The organism is Candidatus Microbacterium phytovorans, assembly GCA_029202445.1.
GTDB lineage: Bacteria > Actinomycetota > Actinomycetes > Actinomycetales > Microbacteriaceae > Microbacterium > Microbacterium phytovorans.
Genome location: CP119321.1, coordinates 1954077 through 1973606 on the forward strand (window position 1 = coordinate 1954077; position 19530 = coordinate 1973606).

Sequence of the window (19530 nt, forward strand, 5' to 3'; positions counted from 1 at the left end):
TGCCACCCAACCCTCCGTCTCTCAGCCCCGACCGACCCGACCGGCCCTCCCGAAAGGACCCCTCCCATGACTCCTCCGAAGAACCCTCGCCGCCTCTGGCTCGTCGCGGCACCCGCCCTCGCTCTCGCCCTCACCCTGGCGGGCTGCTCGGCGGCCACCACCGCCACCACCGGCGCGACGTCCGCGGCGACAGCGGAGGCGGCGACGACCGAGACCACCTCCAGCCTCACGGGTGCGACCGACGCGACCCAGACCGCCGCCGACGTGCTCGCCGCGAACCAGGAGACGCACGACAAGACCGACGACGACGAGTGGGATGCCGCCGAGGCGACGACCGTGGAACTTTCGGGGTCGTCGGCGACCGTGACCGGCGACGGCGCGGCCGTAGACGGTGCGACCGTCGTGATCTCCCAGCCGGGCACCTACGTGCTCTCCGGCGACTACACGGGCCAGATCGTCGTCTCCAGCGACGCCGACGGGCAGGTGCGTCTCGTGCTCGACGGGGTCGACATCGCGACGGATGCCGGGGCCGCGATCGACGTGCAGGCCGCCGACGAAGCGGTCGTCATCCTCGCCGACGGGTCCGCCAACTCGTTGAGCGACGCCTCGTCGTACGCCGACGACGCCACCGCCAACGCCGCCCTGTACAGCGCGGCCGACCTGACCATCACCGGGACCGGCGCGCTCACGGTGGCCGGGAACGGCAACGACGGCATCGCCTCCGCCGACGGCCTCGTCATCCAGTCGGGCACGATCGACGTGACGGCGGTGGACGACGGCATCCGCGGCAAGGACTACCTCGTCATCCGCGACGGCGAGGTGACCGTCGACGCCGGCGGCGACGGCCTGAAGTCCGACAACGAGGAGGCGGCCGAACGCGGGTATGTGCTCATCGCCGGCGGCACCGTCTCCCTCACCAGCGGCGACGACGGCATCGACGCGGCGACCGACGTCGTCACGACCGGCGGGAGCGTGTCGATCGTCGCGGGCGGCGGGGCCTCCACCGGGGCCTCCGACAGCGGCGCGAAGGGCGTTTCCGTCGGCGTGATCGCCGTGTTCGAGGCGGGTGAGCTGAACGTCGACGCCGCCGACGACGCGATCAACGCGAGCGCGTACGCGCACCTCGCGGGCGCGGCGCTCACCCTCGCTTCGGGCGACGACGGCGTGCACGCAGATCTGCAGCTCGTCGTCTCCGCGGGAACCGCGACGATCACCGAGTCGGTCGAGGGCCTCGAAGGCGGCCAGATCACGATCTCCGGCGGCGACACCTCGGTTACCGCGAGCGACGACGGCACGAACGTGACGGCACCCGACGAAGGCTCGGCCGAGATGACGATGCTCATCAGCGGCGGCACCCTCCTCGTGGATGCCGGGGGCGACGGCCTCGACGTCAACCAGGGCGCCATCACGCAGACCGGTGGGACGGTCGTCGTGTCGGGACCGACCGCCAACAACAACGGTGCGCTCGACGCCGACGGCGGCATGACGATCTCCGGCGGCGTGCTGCTGGCGGCGGGCTCGTCGGGCATGGCGGTCGCGCCGTCGGCCGACTCCGACCAGGCGACCGTGCAGTTCACGGTCTCGGGCACGATCGCCGCCGGGACGGTGCTCACGGTCGTCGACTCGTCGGGTGACGCCGTCGCGTCGTTCACGACGTCGAAGCAGACCCAGAGCGTCGTCTACTCCGCGGACACGATCGTCAACGGCGAGACCTACACCCTCGTGTCGGGCGGTTCGGCCGGCGACACGATCCTCGGCGGACTGGCCGAGGCGGGAAGCAGCGGCTCGACGACGGTCGCGACCGGCGTGGCGGGCGAGCAGACCTCGTCGGAGATGGGCGGCGGGATGGGCGGCCCCGGCGGCCAGCGCCCCTGACCTCGTCCACCCGGGCGCGCGAGCGTCTCGCGCGAGCGTCCCGCGGTTCAGCCGCCGAGCGCCGACACGATGGCCCCGATCCGTCGTGTCCGCGTCTCGGCGGCTTTCGCGTTCTCCACGTTGGTGACGTGCGCCTTCCGCGCGCTCGGCGAGAGCGCGTCGAACGCACTGCGCACGCTGGAGGCGTCGAGCGCGGCGGCGAGGTCGTCGGGAAGCTCGACCGTGCGCGGGAGCGTGTCGAGCTCGAGGTCGACCGTGAGCGCATCGCCGCCCCCGAGCCCGGATGCCGCGCGCTTGTCGGAGCTGAAGGGGATGAGGAACCGCCCGCCCATGACGCCGACCGTCGAGCGGTAGGAGTAGCCGTTGACCGTGACGGCCACAGCCGGACGCTTGCCGCCGCCGAGGGCGTCGATCACCTCCGGCGGCACCTCGATGCCCGTGTTGTTCCCCTGCTGCCGCATGACCGTCTCGAAGCGCATGCCCTGTGGTTACCACCCGCGGGCGGCGGGAGCAACCCCTGTCTTCCGTCGGACGCGCGCTCCTACGGTGGTGTTTCCCCCAACCGGGGGCGTCCCACCACGCAGACGATCGCCTCGGGCGCGGAACCGATCCGCACCCATCCGTTCCGGCGACGTCTCCGAACCATCTGCAGACGCGGTGACCGCCGCGTCCAGAACGGAGTACCTCATGCGCACGTCACCCAACCGTCTCGTGGCGACCATCTTCGGAGCGGTCTACCTGCTCGTCGGTCTGCTCGGATTCGCCGTCACCGGCGGCGTCGGCTTCCTGTCGACCTCCGGCGGCCTCCTCCTCGGCATCTTCGAGGTCAACCCGCTGCACAACGTCGCCCACCTCCTCATCGGCGCGGCGCTGCTGATCGCGGGCCTCGCCTCGGCGCGCGCGGCCAAGACGGTGAACACCATCGTCGGTGCCGCCTACCTGCTGCTCGGCGTCGTCGGGTTCTTCCTCGTCGGCACCGCGGCCAACATCCTCGCGCTCAACACGTTCGACCACTTCCTGCACCTCGCGAGCGCTCTCGTGCTCCTGGGTGTCGGCATCGGCGCCGAGCGCACCACCGGCCGCATCGCGACGGCCTGACCATCATGTCCACCGCCGGGCTCACTCGCTCCTGGCCGCCACTGGCGGCCTGGGGTGCAGGGCTGATCCAGCTCGCGCTCGGCGCCGGCATCCTGACGGGGACGGATGCCGCGCCGCGCGCGGCCGGCATCCTCCTGGTCGTCGTCGGTGCGGCATCCCTCGGCTGGGGCGCTCTGCGCATGGCCGGCCGCACCCTCGACCGCACCGGGCTGGGCGTCGCGCTGATCGGCGTGATCGCGACCGGCACGGCGCTCCTCGCCGATCCCGCCCGCACGAGTGTCGCGGCGGTCGCCGTCGCGATCGCGCTCGACGCGGTGATCGGCGTCACGATCGGACGCTCGCGGCGGCCGCGTACGAGGCGTGCTCCGTCGCCGCACGCGGTCGTCGCGGGCGTTCCTCCCGTGATCGGGTTCGTCCTCGGCGTCGTCGCTGTCGCGGGACTCGTCACCCCCGCGCTGGCATCGACCGAGGCCGGACGCCTCGCCCCCGACCACAGCAGCCACGACCTTTTCGTCGTGGAGCCGCACGACCACTGACCTTTCGGCGACCGCCCGCCGAGCGGCCGACGCTCGCCCTCCAAAAAGCGGTGGCTACAGGGCCGCGATTCGCCAGGATGCCGACCGCGACTGCCCCGGCTCGAGAACCAGCAGTCCCGTGTCGAACGGATAGGCGTCGTCGTTGAACGCGTCGGGCGCGCAGGTCATCGGCTCGACCGCGAGCCCGGCCCGGTGGGCGGGCGAGGCGGCACCGTCGGGCTGGTCGGCCGTGTGTAACTGCACCCACGGGCACGCCCCGTCGAAGACGATCTCCACCCCGGTGCCGGCGACCTCGTCGACGACCCGCACGGTCGCGGTGCCCTCGGCATCCCTGGTCAGGCCGGTGAAGGCGTGATCGATCTCGACGGCGCCGATGCGGCGCGGCTCCCGGAAGTCGAAGCGCTCGGCGTCGACGGTCACCGGGGCGAGGCCGGTGGGTGAGAGGCGGTCGGGCGTGGTCTCCAGCACCTCGCCGGCGGGAAGCGTCAGCGTCCACGAGTCGAGCGGGTTCGTCCCGGCCACGAGGTACGGGTGCGGACCCGTGCCGAACGGCGCGGGCTCCACTCCCTCGTTCGTGGCGGTCACGGTCTGGGTGAGGCCTGTCGCCGACAGCGCGTAGGTCGTCTCGATCCGCACCCGCCACGGGTAGCCGAGCTGTGGCTCGATCGTCGCGGCGAGGGTCACGTGATCGGGTCCGAGGTCGACGGCCACGAAGTCGAGCCAGGCCGCGAGCCCGTGGAGCGCCTGCCCGCGCTCGGGCTCGGTGAGCGCGGTCCGGTACGACGTGCCGCCGAACGCGTACGCCCCGTCGACGATGCGGTTCGGCCACGGCGCGAGCGTGGCGCCCCGATAGCCGGGCCGCACCTCGTCGGCGTCGAAGGGCACCACCAGGTCACGGCCGTCACGGCGGTACGACCGCAGCGAGGCGCCGACGGCGGCGATGACCGCCTCCTCGTCACCCGCCCGGAGCGTGTGCTGCGTGCCGGAGAGGGGGGTGCGTGCCATGCGTCAGAGTCCCTGTGCGAGTCGGTAGTAGGCCTGGTTCCAGCGGAGCTCCCGCTGGAAGTCGCGGACCGTCGTCGCTTCGTCGATGACGAGGAGCTCGGTACGGGCGATCTCGGCGAAGTCGCGGAACACCTCGATGCCGACGGCCGTCGACATGACTGTATGGTGCGCGGCGCCGGCCGTCAGCCAGCACGCCGCGCTCGTCGCGAAATCGGGAGCCGGCTTCCAGACGGCCCGGCCCACGGGCAGCTGCGGCAGGTCGGGGGCTTCGACGTTCTCGACGACGTTCGCCACGAGGCGGAACCGGTCGCGCATGTCGCTCATCGCCACCACGACGGCGGGGCCGGGGTCGGCGGTGAAGACGAGACGCACCGGGTCGTCCTTGCCGCCGATGCCCAGCGGGTGGATCTCCAGGCGCGGCTTGGCGGTCGTGAGAGACGGCGCCACTTCGAGCATGTGCGCGCCGAGGATCTTCTCGTCACCGGCGACGAGGTCGTAGGTGTAGTCCTCCATGAGGCTCGCGCCGCCGGGGAGCCCTGCCCCCATGACGTTCGCGACGCGCACGAGGATCGCCGTCTTCCAGTCGCCCTCGGCGCCGAAGCCGTACCCCTCGGCCATGAGGCGCTGCACGGCGAGACCGGGCAGCTGGGTGAGTGCGCCGAGGTCTTCGAACGACGTGGTGAAGGCGCCGAAACCGCCCGCCTCGAGGAACGTGCGGAGGCCGATCTCGATCGCCGCGCCGTCGCGGAGGGACTGGTGGCGCTCCGCTCCCGGCAGGAGTTCTTCGGCCACGTCGTACTCGTCGAGGTACACCTGCACGAGCGCGTCGATGTCGGCGTCGGATGTCGCGGCCACCGCCTCGGCCAGCTCGTTCACGCCCCACGTGTTCACCTGCACGCCGAAGCGCAGCTCGGCCTCGGTCTTGTCGCCCTCGGTCACCGCGACGTAGCGCATGTTGTCGCCGAAGCGGGCGAGCTTGAGCGTGCGCACGGCCTGCCAGCCGGCGGCGGCACGCTCCCAGTCCTCGATCTGTCCACGCACGGCCGGGTTGGAGACGTGACCGACGACCGTCTTGCGGGCGACGCCGAGACGCGTCTGGATGTACCCGAACTCGCGGTCGCCGTGGGCGGCCTGGTTGAGGTTCATGAAGTCGAAGTCGATGTCGGCCCAGGGCAGCTCCACGTTGGCCTGCGTGTGCAGGTGGAGGAGCGGCTTGTCGAGCGCGTCGAGGCCGGAGATCCACATCTTCGCGGGGCTGAACGTGTGCATCCACGCGATGACGCCGATGACGGAATCATCGGCATTGGCGTCCAGCGCCAGTCGGCGGATCGAGTCGGCATCCTTCAGGACCGGCTTCCACTCGACCTTCACGGGGAGGCCGTCGAGGCCCGCGACGACCGCCTGCGACTGCTCGGCGACCTGACGGAGCGTCTCCTCGCCGTAGAGGTTCTGGCTGCCGGTGACGAACCACACCGTGTAGGCGTCGAGGGAGGTGGAGAGGGGCATGGCGGGTCCTTTCAGGATGCCGGGGTGGGTCGGAGTGTGTCGAGCGTGGGTGGAGTGGAGGGTGAAGTGAGAGGGATGCCGGGTCAGAGCGCGGCGACGGCGGCGCGTTCGGCGTCGAGGCCTGCGGCGTAGCGGTCGAGGAATGCCGCATAGCCCGCGACATCGGCGGGGTCGGGGTCGACGACCTGCACGTCGGCGGACGCGAAGACCGTGTCGGTGAGGTAGTCGCCGAGCGCGGCGTCGCCGCCGGCGATGCGGTAGGCCGCGAGCACCGCGATCCCCCACGCGCCGCCCTCGGAGGCGGTCGCGTCGACGGCCACCGGCGCGCCGAGCGCCCCGGCGAGGAACCGCTGGGCGACCCCGGCGGTGCGGAACATGCCCCCGTGCGCGTACATGCGATCGAGGGCGACGCCCTCGCCGTCGAGCACGCGCATGCCGAGGCTCAGGGTCGCGAACACGCCGTACAGCTGCGCGCGCATGAAGTTCGCGAGCGTGAGACGGCTGTCGGGCGTGCGCACCACGAGCGGACGACCTTCCGAGGTGCCGACGATCGGCTCCCCCGCCAAGTGGTTGTAGGCGAGGAGGCCTCCGGCATCCGGCTCTCCGTCGAGAGCCTCCGCGAACAGCGTGCCGTACACCTCGTCGGGGTCGCGGGGCGCACCGGATGCCTCGGCGAACCGCGTGAACAGTCCCGCCCACGCGGCGAGCTCGCTCGCACCGTTGTTGCAGTGGACCATCGCGACCGGGTCGCCCGCGGGGGTCGTGACGAGGTCGAGCTCGTGGTGCTGCGCGGCCAGCGGACGCTCCAGCACCACCATCGCGAAGATGCTCGTGCCCGCCGACACGTTGCCGGTGCGGGGGGCGACGGCGCCGGTGGCGACCATCCCGGTGCCCGCGTCGCCCTCGGGCGCACAGAACGGGATGCCGGGCTGGAGCGCCCCGGTGGGGTCGAGGAGCGCGGCTCCGGCGGCGGTGAGCGCACCGGCATCCTGCCCCGCCACGAGCACCTGCGGGAGCAGTTCGGTCAGGGGCGGCGTGGCCGCGACGGCGTCGTAGCGCGCGACGAGCTCGGCGTCGTAGTCGGCTGTCGCCGAGTCGATCGGGAACATGCCCGACGCGTCGCCGACGCCCAGGACCCGACGTCCCGTGAGCCGCTCGTGGACGTAGCCGGCGAGCGTGTTGAGGGCGCGGATGCGGGGAACGTGCGGTTCGGCATCGAGTTCGGCCTGACGAAGGTGGGCGATCGACCAGCGGAGCGGGATGTTCGTGCCGAGCAGGTCGCTGAGCTCTGCCGCGGCCACCCCGGTAGAGGTGTTGCGCCACGTGCGGAACGGGACGAGCAGCTCGCCCGCCTCGTCGAAAGCCAGATAGCCGTGCATCATCGCGGACACGCCGATCGCGCCGATCGTCTGCAGCTCCTCGCCGGAGCGCTCGCGCACATCGGCGGCGAGCGCGGCGTAGGCCGCCTGCACGCCGGACCACACGTCGTCGACGGCGTAGGTCCACACGCGGTCGACGTACGCGTTCTCCCACTCGTGCGCGCCGACGGCGAGCACGCGGGACGGATCGTCGGCGTCGACGAGGCACGCCTTGATGCGGGTCGACCCCAGCTCGATGCCGAGGGCCGTGCGTCCCGTGCGGACGGTGTCGGCCAACGGGCGCGTGCCGTCGGCATCCTGCTCGTGCGGGGTCACGGTTCCTCCATTGGTCTCGTGCGGGGTCGTGCGATGAGTCTCACGGGCGCGTCGCGCGGTGTCGCCGAGCGGCCCTGGGGTGATGTTACCGGTAACACACGGGCGGCGCTAGTACAGATGCCGCGGACCCCGGTGCGGCCGGCGCAACGGGCTCCCGAACCAGGGCGCGGGCCCCGCTCACGCCGTGCTCACGCGGCGGGCGCGGCGACGGAGGCGCGGACGACGAGCTCGGCGGGGCGTCCGTCGGCGGGTTCGGCGACGCCGAGCAGCTCGTCGACGCAACGGCGGGCCTCGCCGGCGAGGTCGAGGCGCACGGTGGTGAGCGCGGGCAGGTAGAAGCCGGCATCCGGATTGTCGTCGAAGCCGGTCACGCTGACGTCGTCGGGCACCCTCACGCCGTGCTCCCGGAGCCCCGCGATGAGACCCAGCGCCATCTGGTCGTTCGCGACCGCGATCGCCGTCGGACCCTCGGGCGACCGCACGGCCGCCGCCACCGCCGCCGCGCGAGCGGCCGCGTTCTCGGCCGACCAGTCGCCCTCCCACGTCGCGACCGCCGTCAGGCCGTGCCTGGCCAGAGCGGATGCCACTCCGTCGGCGCGCACGGTCGCCTCGCTCCACGCCGCCGGTCCCGCGAGCACCGCAACGCGGCGATGCCCCCGCTCGACGAGATGGTCGACGGCGAGCGCGGCGCCGGCCGCCTGCCGTTCGGCTCCGGTGCCACCGTGGAGGGCCACGAGGGGCACGCCGAGGCCGGCGCGGGCGAGCCGCTCGAAGGAGCCCGTGTGGGGGGCGACGATGACGATCCCGTCGACGCCCTGCGCGAGGAGGTGCTCGACGGCTTCGGCCACGGCATCCGGCTCCGCCCCGTCTGCGTACGCGGTCGTGATCCAGCGACCGGTCGCGCGCGCGGCCGCTTCGAGCGCGGCGATGCCGGCGGCGGGTCCGAAGAGGGCGGCGTCGCTGGCGACGATGCCGAGCGTGCGCGTCGTCGCGGTGCCCAGCGCCCGGGCCGCGTTGTTCATCCGGTAGTCGAGGCGGGCGATCGCCTCCTCGACGCGGCGTCGCGTCTCGGGGCGGATGTGGGGGTGGCCGTTCAGGACGCGGGAGACGGTCTGCGTCGACACCCCCGCCGCGGCGGCGACCTCGCGGACTCCCACCCGTGCACCCCGGGCGCCTCGATCGCTCATGCGGGCCAGGCTAGCGCGCACAGGACGGATGCCACGGCCCACGCAACCTCAAATGTGATCGCTCACTCACACGCGCCATCCGCCGGGACAAACCCCGACCGCAACCACCGTGTGGTGCCCCTCTGTTACCAGAATGTTATCGCTCACATGTTGCGTCGATGTGGATTGTGAAGGCTAACATTCCGAGCACAGGGTCACGGCAGACCTGTACTACGACACCGACGTCGCACCGTCGGTCCCGAACGAGGAGGTTTCTGGGATGAACAAGAAGATGCTCGCCGGCGTCGCCCTGCTGGGCGCGCTGGCATTGGCTGTCAGCGGGTGCTCCACCACGACCGAGGAGCCCGGCGGCACCACCGGCGACGGCGACCTGATCAAGGTCGGCTTCGCGCAGACCGGCTCGGAGTCGGGCTGGCGCTCGGCGAACACCGAGTCGATGAAGGAGGCGTTCTCCGAGGCGAACGGCTTCGAACTCGTCTTCAACGCCGCCGACAACAAGCAGGAGGCGCAGATCGCCGCCGTCCGCAGCTTCATCAACCAGGGTGTGGATGCCATCGTCATCGCGCCCATCACGGTCGACGGCTGGGACGACGTGCTCAAGGAGGCCCAGGACGCGCAGATCCCCGTGATCCTCGAAGACCGCACGGTCTCCGCCAGCGAAGACCTTTACGCGTCGTGGGTCGGCCTCGACTTCGAGCAGGAAGGCCGCACGGCCGGCGAGTGGGTCAAGGAGAACTTCGACGGCAAGGGCGCGAACCTCGTGATCCTCGAGGGCACGACGGGCTCGTCCGCGGCGCTCGACCGCGCCACCGGCTTCGGCGAGGCGATCGAGGGCACCGACATCAACGTGCTCGACTCGCAGACGGGTGACTTCACCCGCGACGGCGGCAAGAAGGTCATGGAGGGCTACCTCCAGAAGTACGGCAAGGACATCAACTTGCTCTTCGCCCACAACGACGACATGGGTCTCGGCGCCCTGGATGCCATCAAGGCCGCCGGTCTCACCCCCGGCAAGGACATCCAGATCGTCACGATCGACGCCGTCAAGGACGGCATGACGGCGCTCGCCAACGGCGAGTTCAACTTCATCGTCGAGTGCAACCCGCTGCTCGGCGAGAAGGCGGCCGACCTCGTCAAGGCGGTCATCGCCGGTGAGACCGTCGAGAAGAAGACGATCGTGCCCGACCAGTCGTTCACGCAGGAGCAGGCGAAGGAAGTCCTGGACTCGCGTCCGTACTGATCCTCACCTGAGGGTCCTCACCGCAGGATCCCCACCTCGAGGGGGCCGGCTCCGGCCGGCCCCCTCCTCCCCTCCCCCTACGTCGAACCGCCCACGCGGACAGGAAGTTGCTGCCATGACCGAGGTTCACCCCGCCGTCGTCGAGATGCGCGGGATCTCCGTCGAATTCCCCGGAGTGAAGGCGCTCGACAGCGTCGACGTCACCCTCCGCGCCGGCGAGGTCCACACGCTGATGGGCGAGAACGGGGCCGGCAAGTCGACGCTCATCAAGGCGCTGACCGGTGTCTACTCCGTCGCCGCCGGGACCATGGTGGTCGCCGGCGAGGAGCGCGTCTTCCGCTCCACCGCCGATGCGCAGGCCGCCGGGATCTCCACCGTGTATCAAGAGGTCAACCTCTGCACGAACCTGTCGGTCGGTGAGAACGTCATGCTCGGCCACGAGGTGCGACGCCTCGGCGGCATCGACTGGCGCGCGACGCACCGCGAAGCAGCACGGCACCTGAGCGCGCTCGGTGTCACGATCGACACGCACTCCGCACTCGGCTCGCACTCCATCGCCGTGCAGCAGCTGGTCGCCATCAGCCGCGCCATGGTCACCGACGCGCGCGTGCTCGTCCTCGACGAGCCCACCTCGAGCCTCGACCGCGGCGAGGTCGAGCAGCTCTTCGCCGTCGTCCGCGACCTCCGCGACCGCGGCGTGGCCATTCTCTTCGTCACCCACTTCCTCGACCAGGTCTACGAGATCTCCGACCGGCTGACGGTGCTCCGCAACGGCCGCCTCGTGAGCGAGCACCTGGCATCCGAACTTCCTCGCGGCGAGCTCATCGCCAAGATGATCGGCCGGGAGCTCGACGAGCTCGACGCGATCTCCCGTGCCGCCGACCGCGACATCGACCGCACGGCCATCCCGGTGCTGCGCGCCGCCGGCGTCGGCCGCAAGGGCGTGCTGGAGCCGGTCGACGTCGACGTGTACGACGGCGAGGTCGTCGGCATCGCCGGTCTCCTCGGTTCGGGCCGCACCGAGCTCGTCCGACTGCTGTACGGCGCCGATCGAGCGGATGCCGGCGACGTCGCCGTCCGCGGGACGAACGCCCGCATCACGAACCCCCGGCACGCCATCGACCGCAAGATCGCGTTCTCGTCGGAGGACCGCCGCGCGGAGGGGATCATCGCCGACCTCACCGTCGCCGAGAACATGGTCCTCGGCGTGCAGGCCCAGCGCGGGGCGCTCCGCAAGATCGGCAAGGCCGAACAGGATGCCATCGTCGACGAGTACATCGCCGCCCTCGGCATCCGTCCCGCCAACCCGAACGCGCTCCTGAAGAACCTGTCGGGCGGGAACCAGCAGAAGGTGCTCCTCGCGCGGTGGCTCGCCACCGCACCGCAACTGCTCATCCTCGACGAACCCACCCGCGGCATCGACGTGGGCGCGAAGGCCGACATCCAGCGCAAGGTCGCCGAGCTGTCGGCGCAGGGACTGTCGGTCATCTTCATCTCCTCCGAGTTGGAGGAGGTCGTACGCATCTCGCAGCGCATCGTCGTGCTGCGCGATCGTCGTAAGATCAGCGAACTCGACTCGTCCGGAATCCAGGTCGACGACCTCGTCGAGGTCATCGCCCAAGAAGCCCCCTCGATCACCGCTGAGACGTCGCCGTCTCAGCTGAAGCCGGAGAACGCGGCATGAACGCTATCCTCAAGCACCGGTTGTTCTGGCCGGTCGCGGCCCTGCTCGCGCTCGTCGTGATCAACACGATCGCGCGGCCGTCCTTCATCTCGATCACGGTGCAGAACGGGCAGCTCTACGGTCCCCTCATCGACATCCTCCGCAACAGCGCGCCGCTCATGCTCGTCGCGCTCGGCATGACGCTCGTCATCGCGACCCGGGGCATCGACCTGTCGGTCGGCGCGATCATGGCGGTGTCCGGCGCCGTCGCCCTCACCTTCATCGCCGGCTCCGACGACCCCAACGGCATCCCGACCGTCATCATCGCGGTGCTCCTGGGCGTGGGCGTCGCCCTCGTGCTGGGGGTGTGGAACGGGTTCCTCGTCGCCGTGGTCGGCATCCAGCCGATCATCGCGACCCTCGTGCTCATGCTCGCCGGCCGCGGCGTGGCGCTCCTCATCACGGGCGGCTTCATCACCACCATCAACAGCGAGCCGTACAAGTTCATGGCGCAGGGCTACATGCTGGGCCTGCCGTTCGCCTTCTACGTGTCGGTCATCGCGATCGCCGTCGTCGCCCTCCTGGAGCGCCGCACGGCCCTGGGCGTACTGACCGAGGCGGTCGGCATCAACCCCGAGGCGAGCCGGCTCGCCGGCGTGCGCTCCCGCGGGATCATCTGGGGCGCCTACGCCGCCAGCGGCCTCCTCGCGGGCATGGCCGGCATCCTCTACAGCTCGAACATCATGGCCGCCGACGCGAACGCCGCCGGCCTCTACATCGAGCTCGACGCGATCCTCGCCGTGGTGCTCGGCGGCACCTCGCTCATGGGAGGGAAGTTCTCCCTCGCCGGCACCGTCGTCGGCGTCTTCACGATCCAGACGCTGAAGTCGACCATCACGTTCCTCGGTGTCCCGCCCGCGGTGAGCCCGCTCTTCCTGGCCGTCGTGGTCGTCGTCGTGGTGCTCGTCCAGTCGCCCCGCACGCGCGGCCACCTGCTGCGCCTCGTCCGAACCGTCCGCACCGACTCGAAGGCGGTGGCCTCGTGAGCACCCTGACCGCAGCGCCCGCCGCCACGGCATCCCCCGTGATCGACCTCGTGCGCCGCTTCCGCAGCCGCCACGCCTCCTGGATCCCCGTCTTCGCGGCGCTCGTGATCTTCGTCGCGATGCTCGTGGGCGCGCAGGCCTACTTCGGCAACTTCCTCACCCCGCGCGTGCTGTCGGCGCTGCTGCTGGACAACGCCTACCTGCTGATCCTGGCGGTCGGTATGACGTTCGTCATCCTCACGGGCGGCATCGACCTCTCCGTCGGCGCCGTCATGGCCTTCACCGGCATGATGGGCGCGAGCCTGCTGAGCCAGGGGTTCCCGACGGTGGTCGTGGTGCCCGTCATGATCGTGCTCGGCGCACTCCTGGGCCTCGCCGTCGGCGTGCTCGTGCAGTTCTTCGACGTGCAGCCCTTCATCGCGTCGCTCGCGGCGATGTTCGCCGCCCGCGGCCTCGCGTTCATGGTGAGCCTGTCGTCGATCAAGGTCGAGGACCCGGCCATCCTGTGGCTGCAGTCCACGCGTCTGCAGGGCGCCCCGGGCACCTTCTACCTCACCCCCACCGGCATCCTCGCCCTCACCGTGGTGCTCATCGGCATCCTCGTGCTCCAGTACACGCGCTTCGGACGCACGGTCTACGCGATCGGCGGCAACGAGCAGTCGGCCCGTCTCATGGGGCTCCCCGTCGTGCGCACCAAGCTCCTCGTCTACGTCATCAGCGGCGTGTGCGCGGGTTTGGCCGGCGTCGTCTTCACCGCCTACACGGGCGCCTCCTACCCGCTGACGGGCGTCGGCACCGAGCTCGACACGATCGCGGCGGTCGTCATCGGCGGCACCCTCCTGTCCGGCGGCAGCGGCTTCGTCCTCGGGTCGATGATCGGCGTGTTCGTCTACGGCACGATCAAGACGGTCATCTCCTTCCTCGGCGCCGAGCAGTCGTGGACGCGCATCATCATCGGCGTGATCCTGCTCGTCTTCGTCGTGATGCAGCGGGTGATCGTCGCGCGCACCGGCGCCCAGCGTCGCTGACGGCGCGGCGGCGTCCCGTGAACGCGCGCGGCCTCGCACGCCGGGCATGATGGTCACCATGGATCCACGCGAGCACGCGGGCGGCGTCGCCCCCGTCGTCGAGGTCACCGGAGCGACCGTGCGCTTCGGGGCAGAGACCGTGCTCGACGGCGTCGACTTCCGCCTGTTCCCCGGCGAGGTCCACTCGCTCATGGGCGAGAACGGCGCCGGCAAGTCGACCCTCATCCGGGCGCTCACCGGCGTGCTCCACCTCGACGCGGGCGTCATCCGCGTCGGCGGCGAGCGCGCCGGGTACACGACCCCGGCGGGCGCCATCGCGGCGGGCATCAGCACCGTCTACCAGGAGATCGACCTCCTCCCGAACCTCACGGTCGCCGAGAACATCTGCCTCGGCCGCGAACCCCGCCGGTTCGGCGCCGTCGACTGGCGCGCGATGGTCGCCCGTGCCCGCGAGGCGCTCGCCGACCTCGGCGTCGACATCGACCCGCAGTCGGTGCTCGCCACCCACTCCCTCGCGGTGCAGCAGCTCGTCGCGATCGCACGCGCCGTGTCGATCGACGCGAAGGTGCTCGTGCTCGACGAGCCGACGTCGAGCCTCGACCTCGACGAGGTGGCGGAGCTCTTCCGCGTCATGCGCGAGCTCACCCAACGGGGAGTCGCGATCCTCTTCGTCTCGCACTTCCTCGACCAGGTGTACGAGATCTGCGACCGGATCACGGTGCTCCGCGGCGGACGCCTCATCGGCGAGTACGTGCCCACCGAACTCCTGCGGGTGGGCCTCGTCGAGAAGATGCTCGGACGGTCGGCCGAGGAGATGGCCGTCCACGACCGCGGCGAAGCGGCGCTCGCGGGACGCACCCCCCTGCTGGAGGCGACAGGGGTGACGGCCGGGGCCGGCATCCTGGATGCCGACGTGCGCCTCGCGGAGGGCGAAGTGCTCGGTTTCGCGGGGCTCCTCGGCTCGGGCCGCACGGAGCTCGCGCGCGCTCTCACGGGGGTCGACTCGACGGATGCCGGAGAGATCCGCCTGGCCGGGAGCACCGTCGAGCCGCGCGCGCCGCGGGAGGCCATCGCGCTCGGGGTCGTCTATTCGTCGGAGAACCGGCGCACCGAGGGGATCATCGAGGGCCTCAGCGTCCAGGACAACATCACCCTCGCGCTGCAGGCCGAGCGCGGCATGCTGCACCGCCTCGGCAATGCTCGCCGACGCGAGCTCGCGCAGAGCTGGATCGAGGCGCTCGACATCCGTCCCGCCGACCCCGACCGGCCCGCGGGCACCCTGTCGGGCGGCAACCAGCAGAAGGTGCTGCTGGCGCGGCTCCTGGCACTGTCGCCCCGGGTGCTCGTGCTCGACGAGCCGACCCGCGGGATCGACGTGGGGGCCAAGGTGGAGATCCAGCGCCTCGTCGGCGAGCTCGCCGACAACGGCCTGTCGGTGGTGTTCATCTCGGCGGAGCTGGAGGAGGTGCTGCGGGTCTCCCACCGCATCGCGGTGCTCCGCGGCGGGCGGATCGTGGACACCCTCCCGGCCGACGAGCTCACGGTCGATTCGCTCCTCGCGCTCGTCACCCGCCCGGAGGACACTCCGTGAGCGAGGAACGCGGCGCGAAGTCCGCGAACATCTTCGACGTCGCGCGCCTCGCGGGCGTCTCCCACCAGACCGTGTCGCGCGTGCTCAACGACCTGCCCAACGTGCGCCCCGCCACCCGCGCGCGCGTCGAGCAGGCCATCGCGCAGCTCCGGTACAGCCCGTCGCCGGCGGCGCGTGCGCTCGTCACCCGCCGCACCCGCACGATCGGACTCGTCACGCCGGGCACGGCGGACTACGGGCCGACGTCGATCGCGATGCACTTCAACGTCGCCGCGCGCGCGGAGCGCTACTCCGTGGATGCCGTCACCTCTCCCGACCCCGATCCCGGCTCGGTGCGGACGGTGATCGAGGGCCTCCTGCGTCAGCGGGTCGACGCGATCGTGCTCATCGTCAACCACATCGGCGTGCTGGAGGTCGTGCGGGGACTGGAGCTCAGCGTGCCGGTGGTGGCTGCCGCCGCGACGCAGCGCCGGCATCCGAATCTCGTCTCCATCGACCAGTACCGCGGCGCACGGGCCGCCGTGCGGCACCTCGCCGAGCTCGGGCACACGCGCATCCTCCATCTCGCAGGCCCGCCGTCGAACCCCGACAGTCTCGAGCGCCTGCGGGGGTGGCGCGACGAGCTCGCTGCGCGGGGACTCGTGGCGGTCGACCCTCCGCACGGCGACTGGTCCGCCGCGAGCGGGTTCCAGATCGGCTCCTCGCTCGACGTCGGGCGCGGCACGGCCGTGTTCGCCGCGAACGACCACATGGCGATCGGTCTCGTGTCGGCGCTGCGGACCCGCGGACTGCGCGTGCCCGACGACGTGAGCGTCGTGGGGTTCGACGACGTGCCCGAAGCGCCCTACCTCCTGCCTCCGCTGACGACCGTCCGCCAGGACTTCCAGGCGCTCGGCGAGCTCATCATGCAGAAGGCGCTCCTGGCTGTGGAGGAGCCGGGCGAGCTCACCGAGGACACGCCCATCGCCACGCACCTCATCGTGCGCGACTCCACCCGCCCCGTCGCCTGAGCGGTGCCGGTCCTGGCGCGGTGGCGCCAGTTCTGCCCGAGAAAGTGGCGCACTCCGCGGCATCCGCTCGCGCGTAGCGGCGTGTTGCGCCACTTTCGTCGCGTGGATGGTCGGATGGGCGACAGGCGCGGCGGGGAGTGGATCGTGACAGGGTGGATGCCATGCGTATCGCCGTCACAGGATCCTCAGGCAAGCTCGGCACCGTCGTCGTCCGGGAGCTGCGGGCCGCCGGGCACGACGTCATCGGCCTCGATCGGGCAGGGCGACGCGGCCCCGGCTTCGTCGAGGTCGACCTCACCGACTACGGCCAGGTGATCGACGCTCTCACCGCGGTGAACGACCAGCACGACGGTGTCGACGCTCTCGTGCACCTCGCGGCGGTGCCCGCTCCCGGCATCCGTCCCGACGTGGCCACCTTCCAGAACAACATCCTCTCCACCTTCCACGTGTTCTGGGCGGCGCTGCGCCTCGGTCTCACGCGCATCGTGTACGCGTCGAGTGAGACGGTGCAGGGGCTGCCGTTCGACGTCCCGCCGCCCTACATCCCCGTCGACGAGGACTATCCGGCCCGGCCCGAGTCGGTGTACTCGCTCGTGAAGCATCTCGAGGAGCAGCTCGCGATCGAGCTGGTGCGCTGGCATCCCGATGTGTCGATCACGGCGCTGCGCTTCTCGAACGTCATGGTGCCCGCCGACTACGCCGAGTTCCCGTCGTTCGACGCCGACGCGCGCTTGCGCAAGTGGAACCTGTGGAGCTACATCGACGCCCGCGACGGAGCCCAGGCGGTCCTGCGCGCGCTGGAGAACGCGCCGGCGGGCTTCGACCGGTTCCTCATCGCCGCCGCCGACACCGTCATGTCGCGGCCGAACGCCGACCTCGTCGCCGAGGTGTTCCCGGGAGTCGAGGTGCGCGGCGACCTGGGCGTCAACGAGTCGCTGTTCTCCACGGCGAAGGCGCAGCGCCTCCTGGGCTACCGCCCGCAGCACTCCTGGCGCGACGAGGTCTGAGCTCTCGCCCCGCGCGCCCGCGTCGCCTGAGAAAGTGTCGCAACACGCCACCACCGCGCCCGCGTAGCGGCGTGTCGTGACACTTTCGCGGGCGACGGCGCAAGCGCGCGGGCTCAGGGGCGGAGGAGCACCTTGAGCGCCTCGCGGTCGTCCATCAGGCGGTAGCCCTCGGCGGTGTCGGCCAGGGGCAGCGTCCGGTCGAACACGGCGCCGGGGTCGACGGAGCCGTCGAGGATGCCGGGGAGCAGCCTGTCGATGTAGGCGCGCACGGGGGCGACCCCGCCCGTGATCGTCACGTTGCGCGCGAACTGCTCGCGGCCGATCGGACCGGTCTCGTACTGGGGGACGCCCACGCGGGTGACGACGCCGCCGTCGCGGACGACGCCGAGCGCCTGCTCGAACGCGGGCAGGTGACCGACGGCGTCGATGACGACCTCCGTCCCGTCGCCGTCGGTGAGGTCGCGCACCTCGGCGACACCCTCCTCGCCGCGGGCGGACACGACATCCGTCGCCCCGTAGCGGCGTCCGAGGTCGGTGCGGGCGGTGTGTCGCCCCATCAGGACGATGCGCTCGGCGCCCAGCTGCCGTGCCGACAGCACCGCGAGCAGCCCCACGGCGCCGTCGCCGATGACCGTCACCGTCGACCCGGGGACGACACCGCCGGTGACCGCGGCATGGTAACCCGTGCCGTAGACGTCACTCAGGGTGAGCAGCCCCGGCATCCGCTCGTCGTCTTCGGCCACGTCGACCCGGAAGAGCGTGCCGTCGGCCAGCGGCGCACGGCGATACTCGGCCTGGGCTCCGCCGGTGCGCGGGCCGTTCATGATGCCGCCCACGCGGCACGACGTCTGCAGGCCCGCGCGGCAGAAGTCGCACACCCCGCACGACCACACGAACGGCACGATGACGACGTCGCCCGGTCGGACGCTGCCGACCTCGGCGCCGACCTCCTCGACGACGCCGATCATCTCGTGCCCCATCGAGCGGCCGTCCTCGCTCGGCGGCATCGAGTGATACGGGTGCAGATCGCTGCCGCAGACGCAGGCGACGAGGGTGCGGAGCACGGCGTCCGTCGGCTCTTCGATCGCGGGCTCGGGGGCATCGATGACCCGGACGTCACCGGGTCCGTACATGTAGGCAGCGCGCATGCTTCTAGTCTCGCGCCTCCTCGCCGCTTCCGCTCCGCTTCGTGCGGTCAGGGGCGGGCGCCGACGGCCACGGGACGGTCGGGGTGGTTCGACCACTGACTCCACGACCCGGCGTAGAGGGCCGGGGTGAATCCGGCGAGCGTGAGGGCGAGCGCGGCGTGGGATGCCGACACCCCCGACCCGCAGTACACCCCGACCGGCTCGTCGCGGTGGGCGCCGACGGCCTCGAAGCGGGCGCGGAGCTCCTCGGGCGGCAGGAGGCGCCCGTCGGCGTCGTTGCTGTCGACCGTCGGTGCGTTGAGGGCGCCGGGGATGTGGCCCGCCCGGGGGTCGAGCGGCTCCGTGTCGCCGCGGTAGCGCTCCGGCGCGCGCACGTCGAGCAGCACACCGTGGTGCGGAAGGGCGGCTGCCGCATCGATCGTCAGCCGCGGCAGGAGGCCTGACGCCGGCTGCACCGTGCCGGCGGGGCGGATCGGCGACGGCCCCTCCTCGAGCGGCAGTCCCGCGGACCGCCACGCGCTCAGGCCGCCGTCGAGCACTCGGGCGGGCACCCCGGCATCCGTCAGCATCCACCAGGCGCGCGCCGCTCCGTAGGACAGCCAGTCGTCGTACACGACGACGGTGTCGGCCTCGTCGACACCCCACGAGCGCACCGTCTCGGCGAAGGTCTCGGCCTCGGGAAGCGGATGCCGGCCGTCGGTGGGTTCCCCGTGCGCGGCGAGCTCGTCGTCCAGGCTCACGTACTGCGCCGACGGCACGTGCCCGCTCTCGAACGCGGCCCGGCCGTCGGGCGCATCCAACCGCCACCGCACATCGAGCACGATCGGCGGGCGGTCGGCGCGCAGCAGGTCGGCGAGCTCGGTGGCGGAGACGAGGGGATGGGTCACCCCGTCGAC

General features: G+C 71.6%; 17 protein-coding genes. 10 read left to right on the forward strand and 7 right to left on the reverse strand.

Annotated features, from left to right (window positions below; translation table 11 throughout):
- Nucleotides 1-66 precede the first annotated feature (66 nt).
- Nucleotides 67-1875, forward strand: coding sequence for a carbohydrate-binding domain-containing protein (locus tag P0Y48_09350; GenBank protein ID WEK12676.1), 1809 nt, complete (start codon nucleotides 67-69; stop codon nucleotides 1873-1875).
- A gap of 47 nt (nucleotides 1876-1922) precedes the next feature.
- Here the strand turns inward: P0Y48_09350 and P0Y48_09355 are convergent, their stop codons facing one another.
- Nucleotides 1923-2354, reverse strand: a complete 432-nt coding sequence (locus tag P0Y48_09355) for a YdeI/OmpD-associated family protein (protein ID WEK12677.1) — start codon at nucleotides 2352-2354, stop codon at nucleotides 1923-1925.
- 208 nt (nucleotides 2355-2562) lie between these two features.
- Here P0Y48_09355 and P0Y48_09360 point away from each other — a divergent pair, with 208 nt between their 5' ends.
- A complete protein-coding gene (locus P0Y48_09360) occupies nucleotides 2563-2973 on the forward strand; it encodes a DUF4383 domain-containing protein (protein WEK12678.1) in 411 nt (136 codons plus the stop codon).
- Nucleotides 2974-2978: 5 nt separating this feature from the next.
- Nucleotides 2979-3509 (forward strand): hypothetical protein, encoded by a 531-nt coding sequence (locus P0Y48_09365; GenBank protein ID WEK12679.1) that lies wholly within the window; start codon nucleotides 2979-2981, stop codon nucleotides 3507-3509.
- 54 nt (nucleotides 3510-3563) lie between these two features.
- On the opposite strand, the gene P0Y48_09370 is transcribed toward P0Y48_09365, so the two are convergent.
- The 4 genes from P0Y48_09370 to P0Y48_09385 form a co-directional block, all read right to left on the reverse strand.
- Nucleotides 3564-4514, reverse strand: coding sequence for an aldose 1-epimerase family protein (locus P0Y48_09370; protein ID WEK12680.1), 951 nt, complete (start codon nucleotides 4512-4514; stop codon nucleotides 3564-3566).
- A 3-nt stretch (nucleotides 4515-4517) separates the two neighbouring features.
- Nucleotides 4518-6020 (reverse strand): L-arabinose isomerase, encoded by a 1503-nt coding sequence (araA, locus tag P0Y48_09375; GenBank protein ID WEK12681.1) that lies wholly within the window; start codon nucleotides 6018-6020, stop codon nucleotides 4518-4520.
- 83 nt (nucleotides 6021-6103) lie between these two features.
- Entirely contained in the window at nucleotides 6104-7714 is a 1611-nt protein-coding gene (locus tag P0Y48_09380) for an FGGY-family carbohydrate kinase (GenBank protein ID WEK12682.1), read from the reverse strand.
- Nucleotides 7715-7902: 188 nt separating this feature from the next.
- Complete coding sequence (locus P0Y48_09385; protein ID WEK12683.1) at nucleotides 7903-8901, reverse strand: substrate-binding domain-containing protein; 999 nt, start codon at nucleotides 8899-8901, stop codon at nucleotides 7903-7905.
- A gap of 259 nt (nucleotides 8902-9160) precedes the next feature.
- Here P0Y48_09385 and P0Y48_09390 point away from each other — a divergent pair, with 259 nt between their 5' ends.
- The 7 genes from P0Y48_09390 to P0Y48_09420 all read left to right on the forward strand — a co-directional run bounded on the left by P0Y48_09390 (nucleotide 9161) and on the right by P0Y48_09420 (nucleotide 17486).
- Complete coding sequence (locus tag P0Y48_09390) at nucleotides 9161-10141, forward strand: ABC transporter substrate-binding protein (GenBank protein WEK12684.1); 981 nt, start codon at nucleotides 9161-9163, stop codon at nucleotides 10139-10141.
- Nucleotides 10142-10256: 115 nt separating this feature from the next.
- Nucleotides 10257-11825, forward strand: coding sequence for a sugar ABC transporter ATP-binding protein (locus tag P0Y48_09395; GenBank protein ID WEK12685.1), 1569 nt, complete (start codon nucleotides 10257-10259; stop codon nucleotides 11823-11825).
- The gene (locus tag P0Y48_09400) at nucleotides 11822-12850 is read left to right on the forward strand and encodes an ABC transporter permease (GenBank protein ID WEK12686.1); all 1029 of its coding nucleotides are present in this window, start codon (nucleotides 11822-11824) and stop codon (nucleotides 12848-12850) included. The genes P0Y48_09395 and P0Y48_09400 overlap by 4 nt, the downstream gene beginning before the upstream one ends.
- Nucleotides 12847-13878, forward strand: a complete 1032-nt coding sequence (locus P0Y48_09405) for a sugar ABC transporter permease YjfF (protein ID WEK12687.1) — start codon at nucleotides 12847-12849, stop codon at nucleotides 13876-13878. Before P0Y48_09400 ends, P0Y48_09405 begins: the two co-directional genes overlap by 4 nt.
- 58 nt (nucleotides 13879-13936) lie before the next feature.
- Nucleotides 13937-15469: a sugar ABC transporter ATP-binding protein gene (locus P0Y48_09410; GenBank protein ID WEK12688.1), complete on the forward strand. Its 1533-nt coding sequence runs from the start codon at nucleotides 13937-13939 to the stop codon at nucleotides 15467-15469.
- The gene (locus tag P0Y48_09415; GenBank protein ID WEK12689.1) at nucleotides 15466-16479 is read left to right on the forward strand and encodes a LacI family DNA-binding transcriptional regulator; all 1014 of its coding nucleotides are present in this window, start codon (nucleotides 15466-15468) and stop codon (nucleotides 16477-16479) included. Before P0Y48_09410 ends, P0Y48_09415 begins: the two co-directional genes overlap by 4 nt.
- A gap of 161 nt (nucleotides 16480-16640) precedes the next feature.
- The gene (locus P0Y48_09420; GenBank protein ID WEK15047.1) at nucleotides 16641-17486 is read left to right on the forward strand and encodes an NAD(P)-dependent oxidoreductase; all 846 of its coding nucleotides are present in this window, start codon (nucleotides 16641-16643) and stop codon (nucleotides 17484-17486) included.
- Between the two features lie 113 nt (nucleotides 17487-17599).
- Here P0Y48_09420 and P0Y48_09425 read toward each other — a convergent pair whose 3' ends face one another.
- Together P0Y48_09425 and P0Y48_09430 are read right to left on the reverse strand one after the other, a co-directional pair.
- On the reverse strand, nucleotides 17600-18634 hold the full coding sequence (locus tag P0Y48_09425) for an alcohol dehydrogenase catalytic domain-containing protein (protein WEK12690.1): 1035 nt from the start codon (nucleotides 18632-18634) through the stop codon (nucleotides 17600-17602).
- Between the two features lie 47 nt (nucleotides 18635-18681).
- Entirely contained in the window at nucleotides 18682-19521 is an 840-nt protein-coding gene (locus P0Y48_09430) for a sulfurtransferase (GenBank protein WEK12691.1), read from the reverse strand.
- Nucleotides 19522-19530: the final 9 nt, after the last annotated feature.